We start from the raw sequence: 13,057 nt of genomic DNA, 5'->3' as shown, positions 1-13,057 counted from the left end.
CCTTCCTGGGTCGGTGACGGTCAGACCATCTCGTCGATCGTGTCGGCGAGGTCCTTGATCGAGCCCAGCCCGGAGACCATGTCGCCGAAGCTGCCCTCCATCGGCCGCGTCCCGATCGCCGCCGACCCGGTGACAGTACCGAACGCGTCGCTGCCCGTCGCCGCCTGGTACACCCCGACGCCGGCGCGACCGAGCGAGAAGACCGCGTTGGCATGGGCGCCGAGCTGCAGGAGCGCGGTCTGCGCGTGCATCCCGTCGGTGAACAGGTTCGGGTGGTCCGCGGCCAGCTTGCCGAGCTTCTCGACGCTCTCGTTCTGGAAGAGCCACCGCTCGGCCCCGCCCTTGAAGGGGTTGGCCGGGAAGGCCTCCGTCGCCGACTGCTTGAGGATGCGGCCGAACGCGGGGAGCTTGTCCGCCGACGTCTGGAAGTCGCGGAACATCTCGCGCTGCGCGGTGCTCCGGACCCACGGCGACTTCAGCATGCCGAGCAGGCGCTGGCCCGTCGACTGGCCCATCGTCCGGTAGGCCGCCGTGAGCTCGCTCCCGACGCCCGCCGTCTCGCGCGCCGCGGTCGGGCCCACCCGCTCGGCGAGCGTGAGGACGGCGCGGCCCTTGACCGCGTCGGCGCCCAGCGCGAGCAGCTTGCCGCCGAAGATCGTGAGCGCCGCCATGCCCGCCGCGAGGAACAGGTCGCCCCAGCTCCCCTTGCCGGTCGCGACGTTGACGGCCGCCTCGACGACGGACAGCACCGCCCCCACGGCGGCCAGCACGATCAGCGCCTGGCCGAGGAACGGCACCCAGCCCAGGAAGATAGAGAGCACGCCCGCGATGTCGCAGACGACCTTGAAGACCTCGTACGCCTTGCCCAGGTAGAACGTGAACTTGTCCCACCGCGAGTCCTTGAGCCCGTGCACCCTCGAGCCCGACACGACCTCGACGATCGCGCTCCGCGCCGCCTCGGCGGCGACGTTCTTCGACGCCTCGGCGTCGTCCCAGATCTTCTGCGCCGCCGCGAGCTCGTCCTCCACGTCCTGACGCTCCTGCGTGGCCCGGTGCGCGATGCGCTTGGCGTCGGCGACGTCGTCGGGGTGGGACGACGACGCAGACGCGGTCGAGTCCGCGTTCTGCTGCGCGTGGAACTCGGAGCTCCGCGCGGCCGACAACGCGGCGTGGAGCGCCGCGATCCTCGCGACCTGGGGGTTCCCGTCGGCGCGCGCCTGGCTGAGCACCTTCTCGTACTTGGCCAGCGCGTCGCCGGTCGTGCGGTAGCGGTCGAGCGCCTTCGAGATGTCCTTCGAGACGTCGCGCGCGAGGCTGCGCGTCTTCTCCATCGCGAGCGACTTCTGCTCGACCTGGTCGGCGATCTTGTCGAGCGTGCGGGTGGAGCGCTGGATCGCGTCGGCGATCTCCTGGTACCTCGTCGCCTTCTTCGCGAGCGTGCCGGGGTCGCCCTCGATCTCCCCGTACTGCCGGTCCGACACGGTCAGCTCCCCGCCTTCTGCTCGAGCGCCTTCGCGAGGTCGCTGTCGACCTTGCTGAACGTGTCGACGATCTGCTGGACGATGCCCTGCAGCTTGCTCACGTCGTCGATCATCTCCGCGCGCTTCGCCTTCCAGCCGTCCGCGAAGTCCTGGACCTCGCTGCGCAGGCCGTCGTGGCCCGTGGCGTCGGCCGTGTCCTCGGAGTTGTCGTCGGCGTCGTTGAACTCGTCGAGGACCGACTTCAGGTCCTTCGCGAGGTCGCGCAGCTCGTCCATGTCGAGCTTCAGGTCGTAGCCCGCCACCCGTCACCCCTCTCCTCGTCGCGTCGCCCCGCGCCCGGTCCCCCCGAGCGTCCTCCGCACGGTAGGCGATCCTGCGCGGGCCGGTCGATGGGGAGCACTCCCCATCGACCGGCCCGCGCGGCCCCGGTCAGCTCGGGTCGTCGAGCACGAACGGCAGCTGCACCCGGATCGCCTTGCCGCGCGCGACCCAGGCGCCGCGCCCGGGCGGGAACTCGCTGCGCGGGGCGCGCGGGATCGCGGTGCGCAGCAGCGACTCGCCGTCCATCGGGTCGGGCTGCAGCAGCAGGCCGCGCCGCGCCGCCTTGACCTCCGCGAACAGCGGCCACGACGCGTTCCACGCCGACGTCTCGCCGTCGGCGATCACGAGGTGCCGGCTCGACCGGGCCGCCTTGACGAGCTCGACGATCGCCCGGTCGGCCGTCGACTGGAGGTACTCGTTGATCGACTCGACGACGACGACGATCCGGCCGTCGGTGTCCTCGTCCGTGAGTGCGGCCGTCAGGTCCGCGAGCAGCGACGCGGCGGCGTCCACGGTGACCGCCTTGTCGGCCCACGGCACCGTGCCCACGAGCGCCGAGCGGGCCGGGCCGACGAAGTACGCGCGCGTCTCCGGGTCGGCGCGCAGCACCGAGCGCACCAGCCAGGTGAGCGCGTTCGTCCGGCCCGACGCCGGCGGCCCGGCGACGAGCAGCGCGCCCTCGGGTGCGAAGGTCGCCGGCTCGAGGGTGACGGTGTCGAGGCCCAGCACCGGCAGGCCACCGACACTCGCGGGGAGGCGGGACGCCGGGTACTCGGCCGGGACGACCGCGACCTCGGGCGCAGCGCCGACGCCGGCGCGGCGCATCGCGTCGGCGAGCCGACCGGTCGCCGCGGCCTGCTCGGCGACGGCCGCGGTGCCGCCCAGGACCGCGATCTGCACCTCGACGTTGTCGACGATCGCGCGCCCGTTCGGCGACGACGGCGTGATGACGTCGCGCGGCGCGCCGAACGCGAGGTAGCCGTCGTCGACGAGGCGGTGCAGGACGTTGCGCTGGACCAGCGAGCGCACGTATGTCGGGACGGCGCCCGAGCGGTCCGCCGTGAACACGACGTGCACGCCGAGCTGACGACCGTTCGCGAGGATGTCGCGGAAGACGTCGAACCACTCCATCCGGCCTGCGCCGGCCTCGTACTGGTCGCGGAACTCGGGCAGGTTGTCGATCAGCAGCAGCAGGCGCGGCGTGTCCTTCAGGCCCGTGATGCGGCGGTACTCCGCGATGCTCGACGCGTTGGCGGCCGCGAACGCCTCCGCGCGCCGCTCGAGCTCGCCGCGCAGCGTCCGGAACAGCGACACGACCCGCTCGGAGTCGTCGCCGTTGATGACCGCGCCCACGTGCGGGAGCGCCTCCAGCATCCGCAGCGCGCCGGCCGCGAAGTCCAGCGCGTAGACGTGCACGGGCCCGCCGCGGGGCGTGATGCCGGCCGCGCCCGCGAGGGTGCGCAGCGTCGTCGACTTGCCCGCGCCGCTGGTGCCGTAGACGCCCAGGTGGCCGTCGACGTCGGGCAGGAAGTACACGGGCGACTGGACCTGCTGCTCCGGCCGGTCCGCGACGCCGAGCACCAGCTCGGTGTCGGTGCGCTGGTGCAGGCGCGCGAGGTCGTAGGTCGTCGCGAGCTCGTCCTGCCACGGCCGGCGCGGCGCCGGGATGCGGGCCCGCTCGGCCGCGTCCACGACCGCGCGGACGAGCCGCTGCTGGTCCGTGGGCCCGAGGTCCTCGAGCTCGGGGACCTTCTCGCCCTCGGGCTCCTCCCACCGCACCTCGCCGCCGAACCGCAGCTCGGCGACCTCGACGTCGAGCCGGTCCGGCTCGCGCGTCGTCCAGCCGCCCGCGTACGCCGACTGGAAGACCTGGAGCCGGCCCGGCCCGGTCTTCGCCAGCCCGCGGCCGGGCAGGCCCGGGTCGAAGTGCGCCGGCTCGGCGATGTCGACGACGTCGACCGCGTCGGTCTCGTCCGCCATCCGGAGCGCGACGCGCAGGTTCGTGTTGGCGCGCAGGTTGTCCTTGATGACGCCCGCGGGGCGCTGGGTCGCCATGATCAGGTGGATGCCGAGCGACCGGCCGCGCTGCGCGATGTCGACGACCCCGTCGACGAACTCGGGCACCTCGCCCACGAGGGCCGCGAACTCGTCGATCACGAGCACCAGCGCGGGCGGGCACTCGGGGTCGCCCCGCTTCTCGAGCTCCAGCAGGTCCTTGGCCTTCTTGCGGTTCAGCAGGTGCTCGCGGTAGTGCAGCTCGGCGCGCAGCGACGTGAGGGCGCGCCGCACGAGGTGCGGCGACAGGTCGGTCACGAGGCCCACGCAGTGCGGCAGGTTCACGCAGTCCGCGAACGCCGAGCCGCCCTTGTAGTCCACGAACAGGAACGTGACCCGGTCCGGGCTGTACTCCGCCGCCATGCCGAGCACCCAGGCCTGCAGGAACTCCGACTTGCCGGAGCCCGTGGTCCCGCCGACGAGCGCGTGCGGCCCCTGCGAGCGCAGGTCGAGCTGCATGGCGTCGACGCCCGCCGACCCGATGATCGCGCGGAGCGTGCCCGCCTTGCGGCGCTTCGGCTGCGCGCCGGGGGTGCGGTCGTGCAGGGACTGGTTCTGCTGCCAGCGGTCGACGACGGCGTCCGCGGACTCCGCCATGTCGTGCCCCAGCAGCGTGATGAGCGAGACCGAGCGAGGCAGGTCGCTCGAGTCCTCGACGATCGCGCCGGCGTCGAACACGGGCGCCATGCGCCGCGCGTAGTCGTACGCGGTCTGGGTGTCGACGACGTCGGCGCTCACGTCGACAGGCTGGATCCGCTCGCCGAGGCGCACCAGGCCGACGGCGGCCGTCCCGGACGTGTCGTACTCGAGGTAGGTGCGGCACGCGCCGGGCAGGCGGTCGACGCTGGGCGCGAGCCAGATCGGGTAGACGCCCGCGTCGGCGCCCGCCTCCGCGAGCTGGGTCAGCCGCGCGCGGTCCACGTCGGCGTCGTCCGAGATCAGCACCACGATCGCCGGGAGCGGGGCCTTCGTGCCCTCCTCGTCCTTGCCGACGGTCGCGCCGCGGTCCAGGGCGCCGTCGTCGGCCTTCATCGCGCCGCGGCGGCGCACGCCGCTCTTGGCGAGCCGCGTCTGGACGACGCCCTCGAGCTCGGCGAGGAGCACCGCGGCGCTCGACGGCGAGTCGGCGAGGTGCGGTCCCGTGACCGGCGACTGGGGCGACGACGTGTGCGGGACCCACGACAGCCAGCCGAGCTGGCGCGTCCAGGCCGGGCTCACGATCGCGGCGACCGCGAGCTCCGACGGCGAGTGCAGGCCCGTGAGCTGGACGAGCAGCGCGTGCAGCGTGCCCAGCGTGAAGGTGGGCGAGCCCGCGATGCCGAGCGCGCCGGCGTCGTGCAGGTTCTCGATCACCGGCACCCCGGGGACGGTCCGGTAGCGCTCCACGAGCGTGTCGAGCCGCTCCGTGTACTCCGGCAGCATGTCGCCGCGGCCGCCCTGCTTGACGACCGTCCGGCTCGGCATCGCGCCGACTCCCAGGCGGACGTTGAGGAACGACCAGTGCTCCGGCCGCCGCGTCCACAGCAGCGGCCCGCGCCGCACCGCCTCGGCGAGCGTCGCCGCGGTCGACGGCGCCTCCGCGAGCCGGCCCTCGTGCTCGGCCTTCGCCTGGGTCTCGAGCGTCGCCGCGAGGCCCTCGAGCCGCTCGTCGAAGCGCTCGACCAGGCGCTGCCGGCGGCGCACCTTCTGCTTCTTCTGGGTCGTGAAGTTGCCGATCAGCATCATCGGCGTCATGAACACGAAGATCAGGGACGTCGGGTTGTGCGTGATCATGTACATCGCGCCGCCCATGAGCAGCGGAGCGATCATCCCGATCAGCGGGAACGGCGAGCGCTCCTCCTCGGGCGGGGCGTCCGGCGCCGCCAGCTCCACCCCCGTGAAGCGCGGCTCGACGCGCGGCGAGCGGTTGAACGGCACCGGGCCTGCCGACGCCTCCACGCCCGACAGCACCGTGCCCGCGACCGGCTCGACGAGCAGCACGGTGTTGCCCATCGACAGCCGCACCTGGGCGTCGACCCGCACCCGCTGCACGAGGCCGCCGTCGATCTCGATGCCGTTCGCCGATCCCAGGTCGACGAGCTCGATCCCGCGCGCCACGTCGAGGCGCGCGTGCCGCTTCGAGACGAGCGCGTCGGTCAGGCGCACGTCGCACTCGGGCGCACGGCCGACCGTCCAGCTGCCCTCCGGCAGCTCGACCCGCAGCCCCGCGTCCGGGCCCTCGACGACCTGCACCGCGACGCGGGCCGGCGCCTGGCCGACGGCGGCGCCGGACCGGTGGGACCGGCCGTCGATGACCGCGACCGCCGCGCCCGAGCCGATCCACGCCTCGCCGACGGGCACGTCCGGGGGTAGCACCACCGGGCGCTCCTGGCCCGGGAGCTGGGCCTGCAGCGTCAGCGCCGGGCCGGCGTGGCCGCCGGGCGCGCCGACGTGGGCGCCGGCCGTGCCCGCCCCCGCGAGCGGGCCGCGCGGGTCCACGCGCGCGATCGTCCGCGCCACGTCCTGCACGGTCGTCGCCGCGTCCGCGGTCACCACGACGTCGTCGCTGGTGCCCTGCGTGCGGACGAGGGTCAGCTTGAGTCTCATCGGTCCTCTCCGGAGCCGTCCGCGGGCGCGTCGGCGGGGTCGAGATCGAGCAGGGGAAGGTCGTCGGACGTCACGAGGCGGCTCGCCACCGCGTACTCCACGAGGCGCGCGCGCCGGTTCTTCGCGTGCGAGGCCGGGCCGCCGCGCAGCCCCTTGACCCCGATCCGGTCGAGCTTGTCGCAGACGTTGTCGAGCTTGCGGTTGAAGCGGGTGGTCGCCCACCCGAGCCGCTTCGCGGCGTCGACCGACGACGGCAGCTCGGACAGCCCCGTGCCGCCGCGCCGCAGCAGCGGCTCCGCGAGCGCCACGATGAGCTGCCGCTGGCTCGTCGTGAACGGGACCAGCCCGATCGTGGCCTCGGTCGCCTCGCCCTCGCCCTCGCCGCGCAGCGCGTCCGTGTGGACGTCCGCGTAGGGGGCGTCGTCGAGCTCGGCCTGCAGCTCGTACGTCGTCGGGCCGGCGGTGAACACCACGGTGGTGCGCGGGAAGACGATCGGGATCCTCGTCCCCGGCGACAGCCAGGACTGGACGCCGCCGGACTCGTCGCACACGGTCGCCGACAGCAGCGTGCCCACGTTCGACAGCCACCACATGCCGTGCTCGCGCGTCACGACGAGGAAGCGCCGGTGCAGGTACGGGTTGTCGTCGACCTCGAGGTCGCCGTCCCGGCCGATCTCGAACGGCTGCTCCGCGTCGACCTCGAACCACTCTCCGCAGAACTCGATCCGCAGCCCCGCCATCACTCCCCCTTCAGGCATGCGCCGGTCGGCTCGAGGGAGGGCGTGCCGTTGCGGACCGCGATCACCTCGATGCAGACGTCGCCGCCCGAGCCGATCGGCGCCACGGCCTTGCGCTGGCTCGTCGGCTCGTACTCACCCTTGCGGATCGCCTCCACCACCCGCCACCTGAACGTGTCGCCGTCCTGGCCCCGGTAGGCCCAGGTGAAGGTCGCCGTCTTGCCGCCCTTGTCCGCGGTGCCCTTGAGCTTGGTCACCGACGGCACGAGGCCGCTGAGGTTGTCGTTCGCCGGACCCTCGTCGACCGTGCCCGCCGGGTGCTCGCGGGCGGGCGCCGACGCCTCCGGCTTCGCGGGGGCGTGGTTCCGCGTCAGCGCGTACGCCGTCGCTCCCCCGCCCGCGAGCGCCACCAGCGCGACGACCGCCGCGGCGACCTGCCAGCGCGGGCGCTTGCGGGGCGCGTCCGGGGCGGCCGGCTCGGCCGCCTCCTCCTCCGTCGTCACCCGCAGGACGGTGTCCTCGACGGGCTCGGGCGCCCCCGACGTGAGCAGCGACCCGCTGCCCGCTGCCCACACGGGCTCGGGCGGGGTGGCGGGGCGCGTCCGAGCCGCCGGGTCGGCGGCGACCGTCCGCGGGGCCGGCCCGCTGGCGTCGATCACCGCGAGCCGCTCCGGCTCCCGCGCGGGCCCGCGCACCGGCGCGGGCGCCGCCACGAACGTCGGGGGGACCGCCCGCGCCTGCGGGACGCCCGGGGCGCCCAGGTGCTCGACCGGACCGACGGCGTCGTCCGCGCGTCCGGCGGGGCCCCGCCCGCCGGGCGAGCCGGCCGGGTCGATCGAGACGACGCCGCGCAGCCGGGTCCCCGGCTCGTCGTCGTCGTCCGCCGCCGCGTCCGTGGAGTCGAACGCGACGACGCCGTTGTCCCCGAGCAGGTCGATGGGGGTCACGCCGAGCGCGAGCTCGATCTGCACCTGCTGGAGCGCCCGCGCGAAGTCGAGCACCGACGGGTAGCGCGACGCCGGGTTCTTGGCCATCGACGTCGCGAGGACGCGCTCGAGCGACTGCGGCACGTCCGACCGGCCGGTGGGCCGCAGGGGCGCCCCGCAGATGCGCTGCACGAGGTCCGCGCTGCCGTTCGACCCGCCCGGCACCTCGAACGGCGACCGGCCGGCGAGGAACGAGTAGAGCGTCGCGCCGAGCGCCCACACGTCCGTGCCGACGCCCGCCGTGGGCGGGTCGCCGAACGACTCGGGCGGTGACCAGGGGATCGACAGGCCCTCGGCGCGCGCGACGTCGTCGAGCGTCGACGAGATGCCGAAGTCCGTGAGCACCGGGTGCCCGTAGTCGGTACCGAGGATGTTGGCCGGCTTGATGTCGCGGTGCAGGATCCCCGCGCGGTGGGCGGTCTCGACCGCCCCGGCGATCTGCACGACCACCCGCAGGCACTCGGCGAGACCCAGGCGCTCCGTGCGGTACCGCGTGCCCAGGCTCGGGCGCGAGCAGTACTCCATCGCGAGGTACGGGCGCCCGTCGGACGCGATGTCGGCCTCGTAGATCGTGACGATCGACGGGTGGGTCGACAGGCGGGCCATCAGGTCGGCCTCGGCGTCGAACGCCGCGCGCTGCTGCGCGTTGGCCCACTCGTGGAGCAGCACCTTGACGGCGACCCGGCGGCGGGGTCGCTTCTGCTCGTACAGGAAGACGTCCGAGAAGCCGCCCGAGCCGATCAGCGAGACGTGCTCGAACCCCGGGATCGCGGGCGGGGCACTCGGGTTGCGGCGGGGGCTCACGGGACGTCCTCGAAGGCCAGCGTGATGCCATCACCGAGGTCGACGACGTCGCCCGAGACCACCAGCTGCGGGTCGCCGGGGTGCAGGCGGAGCGGGGACTGGCCCGGCCGCAGCAGGGTCGTCCCGTTGGTGGTGTTGAGGTCGACCGCCAGCACGTTCCAGCCCTCGAGCCGGACCTCGACGTGCGAGCGCGAGATGTCCTGCTGCGGGCTGGGCACGGTGACGATCCGGTGGAGCGCGGCGTCGCCGCCCCCGCCGGCGCCCTTCGGGGAGCGCGGGCGCCGCCCGACGACGAGCGGCCGGTCCAGCGGGAACACCTGCCCGGGCACCTCGCCGCCCGCGACGCGGACCCGGCCCAGCGGCGGCCGGGCGACCGTCTGCGTCTGCCCCGACAGGGCCGCGCCGCAGCTCGCGCAGTGCTCGCGCGACGGCGGGTTCGGGTGGCCCGACGCGCACAGGCGCGCCACGAGCGGGGGGCCGGCGACCGGCTGGTCGGCGGCCGGAGCCGCCGCCGGCGCGTTGGCCGGCGGGTCCGACGGCGCGACCGGCCCGGCGCCGAACGCGGGCAGGTCGCCCGACGCCGCGAGCTGGGCGGCGGCCGCCGCGGCGACCGCCCGCAGGTCGGCGACCGACGAGCCCATCACGGTGTGGCCGTCGTGGTCGAAGCCGTCCGGCCCGTCCGGCGCGCTCGACGCCGCCGGCTCGTCCGAGGCGGCCGGGGCCGGCGCGGGGGCGGCGGGGGCCGACACGTCGGTGTCGGGTGCCGAGGGTGCCGGGGTGAAGTCGCGCGGCACTCCCGAGACGAGGGCCGGCGAGCCGCCGGACGCCTCGGCGTCGTCGTCGGCCTCCTCGGCCCGGACCGCCGCCTCCTCCACCGACCGGTGGATCGTGGTCTCCCACAGCGACTCGTACTCGTCCGCGGCGGGCGCGGGCGGGGTCGGCGACTCGTCCTGCGGCGAGGCGGGGTCGTCGTCGGACGGCCCGGCGTCGGGGCCCGGCGACGGCTCCGACGGGACCGCGGGGTCGTCGGCGGTCGGGGCGTCAGCGGAGCCCTCGTCGCCCGCGCCCGGGGCGATGGTCTCCATCGGCGCGAGCGTCAGCTCGGACGGCGCCTCGGTCGTGCCGGCGAGTGCGGCGGCCGCGTCGACCGCGAGGGCGCGGACGGACGCGCCGGCCGTGAGCCCCGGGACGGCCGTCACGAGACCGCCGGCCGCGGCGGGCGCGGCCGGCACCTCGTCGGCCGCCGCGGGGGCGGCGTGCTCTGCCGGATCGGCCCGGTCGGCCATGGTCCCGGCCTCCGCCGACGGCGCCCGGCCGGCGGCCCAGGCGGGCGACCCCCAGCTCACGGCCTTCGCGCGGACGACGCCGCCCACGAGCGGCAGGGTCGTCGGCGCGGACGACTCGTCGACCTGCGTCTGGCCCGTCGCGCCCAGCCGGACGCTCACGCCGTCGACGCCCTCGACGGCGCGCTCGGTCCAGGTCGACACGTCGCGGCCGTGGAGGTCGGTCGGCCCGTCGCGCCCGTCGACGCGGACCTCGACGTCGCCACGGACGAGCACGTGCGCCCGCCCGCCCGACGTCAGCACGACCACGGCGAACGGCGGGAGCGCCGCCAGGCCGGCGTCGAACGTGCTGGACAGCACCTGGAGGGCGTCCATCACGCCCGCGGCTCCGTCGAGCGCGTCCCACACGGCCGCCGACCGCTCCGCCGGCGCGTACGGCAGGGCGACCAGCACGTCGCCCCGCACGACGACGCTGCCCGCGCCCGGCACGTAGCGCGCGGTCCGTGCCGGCGCTGCCCCCGTCGAACCGCTCATGCCTCTCCTCCGGTCGTGGCGGCCACCGGGGCCGCGTCCTCGAGCGCGCCGGCGGCCACCCGGTCGGGCGCCTCCTCCTGCCGGGGACGCGTGTCCTCGTCCGGCGGCGGGGGCGCGTGCGTGGCCCGCGGCGCCGTGCTCTCCGCGTCCGGCCCGGCGTCGACGGCGTCCACGACCAGGACCGTGATGTTGTCCCGGCCGCCCGCCGCGAGCGCCGCCTGCACGAGCGCGTCGGCCGCGGCCTGGGGCTCCGCGTGCGCCACGAGCAGCCCGGCGATGCGGTCGTCGTCGAGCTCGGTCGTGAGCCCGTCCGAGCACACGAGCAGTCGGTCGCCCGTGGTCAGCGGCAGGTACCAGTAGTCCGCGTCCGGCCGCGCGGCGGCGCCGAGCGCGCGCGTGACCACGTGCCGGCGCGGGTGGTGGGCAGCCTGCGCGGGCGTCAGCGCGCCCGCGTCCACGAGCTCCTGCACCTCGGAGTGGTCGACGCTGATCTGCTCGAGCCCGCCGTCCACCAGGTGGTAGGTCCGCGAGTCGCCGACGTTCGCGACGAGCCAGTACGGCAGCCCGTCCTGCTCTGAGACGACGACGCCCGTGAGCGTCGTGCCCGCCCCCCGGCCCTCGGGCGCGGCGATGCCGGACACGTCGTCGTGCGCGACGTGGAGCCGGTCCCGCACGTCCTGGGCCGAGACGACGCTCAGCCAGGACAGCGGGCGCAGCGCGTCGATCGCCATGGCGCTCGCCACCTCGCCGGCCTCGTGGCCGCCCATGCCGTCGGCCACGAAGAACGCCGACGGCGACGCCAGGTACGAGTCCTCGTTGAGCTTGCGCCGCGCGCCGCGGTGGGACGACGCGCCCCACCGGACCGACACCGGCGCCGCCTCGCTCACCACGAGCCTCCAGCCGAAGGGGGGCGGCGCGCGCTGATCACCGTCGACTCGTCGGGCAGGTCGCCGTGCACGACGACGGCCGCGTCGCCCAGGCGCACCGTCGCGCCCGCCGGGACGCGCACCTGCCGGCCGGGCTCGGCCGTGACGGGGGCCGCGCCGGGGGCCTCGACGGTCGTGCCGTTCGTCGAGCCGCGGTCCACCAGCCACAGCCCGGACGCGTCCACGCCGAGCTCCGCGTGCGTCTTGGAGACCGACCGGCCCGGGTCCGGCACGGCGACGAGCTGGGGGGCTGGACCGGCCTGCGACGGCGGCACCGCGGGGTCGCGCCCGAGCAGCGTCGGCCCGGTGACCCGCACGGTGGAGCCGTCCGGGAGCCCGAGGTCGAAGCCCGGAGCCGCGACGGCCGGCGGCCCCGCGGCGGCGGGCGGCGCCGCGGGCGCCCCGGCCCCCGGGATCCCGGTCACGAGACCCGGCATCGCCTGCACGGCGGGCGCGGCTGCACCGGGGGCGGGTGCCGCGGGGGGCGCCCAGCCGCCGGACGGCGTCGGCTGAGCCGGTGACTGGGGCGCCGCGCCGTACGGCGGTGCGGGCGTGAACGGCGGCACGCCCGCGTACGGAGCCGGCGCGGGGGCGGGCGCCGCGGGGGCGGCGGGCATGGCCGCGGCTCCCGGCCCGGGGCGCGGAGCCGGCGCGGCCGGCTCGACGCTCACGACGACGGCGCGCGCCGCCTTGTCCTGCCACCCCTGGCGGCGCGGGCTCGAGTCGAACACCGGGCTCAGGAGCACGAGGATCTCGCCGACCCAGCAGAGCAGCGCGAAGGCGCCGAAGACCAGGCCGCGGACGATGCCCCGGGCGACGCCGATCGGGCGGCCCGTCGCGACGTCCTGCGTCCGCAGGCCGAGCGCGAGCTTGCCGACCGTGCGGCCCGTCGTCCCCTCGAACGAGACGAGGACGAGGCCCGCCACGAGCGTGAGACCCCACGCCACGGCCTGGAGGGGGAACAGGTCGGACGGCGTGAGCGCCGTCGTGCCGGACGCGGCGTCGTCGCCCTTGTCGAGGACGCCCGGCAGCATGACCGCGACCGCGACCGCCGCCGGGATGCCGATGACGACCGCGTCGATCAGCCACGCCAGCACCCGGCGGCCGAGCGGCGCCGGGACCGGCCCGGTCGGTGTGGGCGGCGCCGTCGGGAAGCCCGGCAGCGTGTGCGCGGTGAGCGCGGCGGGCATCGACACCTGCCGGACGTCACCGGGCACGGACCCCGGCACCAGCCGCTCGGTGGTGTGCCCCGACGGCACGCCGGACAGGACCGGAGCCCCGCAGGACGGGCACAGGCCCGCACCGGGCGGGAGTGCCCCGCCGCAGCGCTGACAGAGGGTCACG

At 75.8% G+C, this 13,057-nt stretch carries 8 protein-coding genes; all 8 read right to left on the bottom strand.

The genetic code is table 11. The features are described from left to right. Positions 1-20: 20 nt before the first annotated feature. The 8 genes from ACLQ14_RS12560 to ACLQ14_RS12525 all read right to left on the bottom strand — a co-directional run bounded on the left by ACLQ14_RS12560 (position 21) and on the right by ACLQ14_RS12525 (position 13,056). The gene (locus tag ACLQ14_RS12560; RefSeq protein WP_425813455.1) at positions 21-1,481 is read right to left on the bottom strand and encodes a hypothetical protein; all 1,461 of its coding nucleotides are present in this window, start codon (positions 1,479-1,481) and stop codon (positions 21-23) included. A gap of 2 nt (positions 1,482-1,483) precedes the next feature. Next, positions 1,484-1,783 carry a hypothetical protein gene (locus tag ACLQ14_RS12555; protein ID WP_425813453.1) on the bottom strand — a complete coding sequence of 100 codons (300 nt, stop codon included), beginning with the start codon at positions 1,781-1,783 and terminating at the stop codon, positions 1,484-1,486. 127 nt (positions 1,784-1,910) lie between these two features. After that, a complete protein-coding gene (locus ACLQ14_RS12550; RefSeq protein ID WP_425813451.1) occupies positions 1,911-6,443 on the bottom strand; it encodes an FtsK/SpoIIIE domain-containing protein in 4,533 nt (1,510 codons plus the stop codon). Further along, positions 6,440-7,183 carry a hypothetical protein gene (locus ACLQ14_RS12545; RefSeq protein WP_425813973.1) on the bottom strand — a complete coding sequence of 248 codons (744 nt, stop codon included), beginning with the start codon at positions 7,181-7,183 and terminating at the stop codon, positions 6,440-6,442. The genes ACLQ14_RS12550 and ACLQ14_RS12545 overlap by 4 nt, the downstream gene beginning before the upstream one ends. Beyond that, on the bottom strand, positions 7,183-8,970 hold the full coding sequence (locus ACLQ14_RS12540) for a protein kinase domain-containing protein (RefSeq protein ID WP_425813449.1): 1,788 nt from the start codon (positions 8,968-8,970) through the stop codon (positions 7,183-7,185). The genes ACLQ14_RS12545 and ACLQ14_RS12540 overlap by 1 nt, the downstream gene beginning before the upstream one ends. Beyond that, positions 8,967-10,787: an FHA domain-containing protein gene (locus tag ACLQ14_RS12535; RefSeq protein WP_425813447.1), complete on the bottom strand. Its 1,821-nt coding sequence runs from the start codon at positions 10,785-10,787 to the stop codon at positions 8,967-8,969. The genes ACLQ14_RS12540 and ACLQ14_RS12535 overlap by 4 nt, the downstream gene beginning before the upstream one ends. Beyond that, positions 10,784-11,674: a PP2C family protein-serine/threonine phosphatase gene (locus tag ACLQ14_RS12530; RefSeq protein WP_425813445.1), complete on the bottom strand. Its 891-nt coding sequence runs from the start codon at positions 11,672-11,674 to the stop codon at positions 10,784-10,786. The genes ACLQ14_RS12535 and ACLQ14_RS12530 overlap by 4 nt, the downstream gene beginning before the upstream one ends. Beyond that, positions 11,671-13,056 (bottom strand): RDD family protein, encoded by a 1,386-nt coding sequence (locus tag ACLQ14_RS12525; protein WP_425813443.1) that lies wholly within the window; start codon positions 13,054-13,056, stop codon positions 11,671-11,673. The genes ACLQ14_RS12530 and ACLQ14_RS12525 overlap by 4 nt, the downstream gene beginning before the upstream one ends. Between the last annotated feature and the right edge of the window lies 1 nt (position 13,057).

The sequence above is a fragment of the Luteimicrobium sp. DT211 genome, from assembly GCF_049844995.1.
In the GTDB taxonomy this organism is placed as follows: domain Bacteria; phylum Actinomycetota; class Actinomycetes; order Actinomycetales; family Cellulomonadaceae; genus Luteimicrobium.
Note: the sequence above shows the minus strand (reverse complement) of the source record. Positions and strands in the feature narration are given on the sequence as shown.

Excerpts from the sequence above, each read along its gene's own strand:
- ACLQ14_RS12550 (WP_425813451.1), bottom strand. The coding sequence starts at position 6,443 with ATGAGACTCAAGCTGACCCTCGTCCGCACGCAGGGCACCAGCGACGAC.
- ACLQ14_RS12535 (WP_425813447.1), bottom strand. The coding sequence starts at position 10,787 with ATGAGCGGTTCGACGGGGGCAGCGCCGGCACGGACCGCGCGCTACGTG.
- ACLQ14_RS12545 (WP_425813973.1), bottom strand. The coding sequence starts at position 7,183 with ATGGCGGGGCTGCGGATCGAGTTCTGCGGAGAGTGGTTCGAGGTCGAC.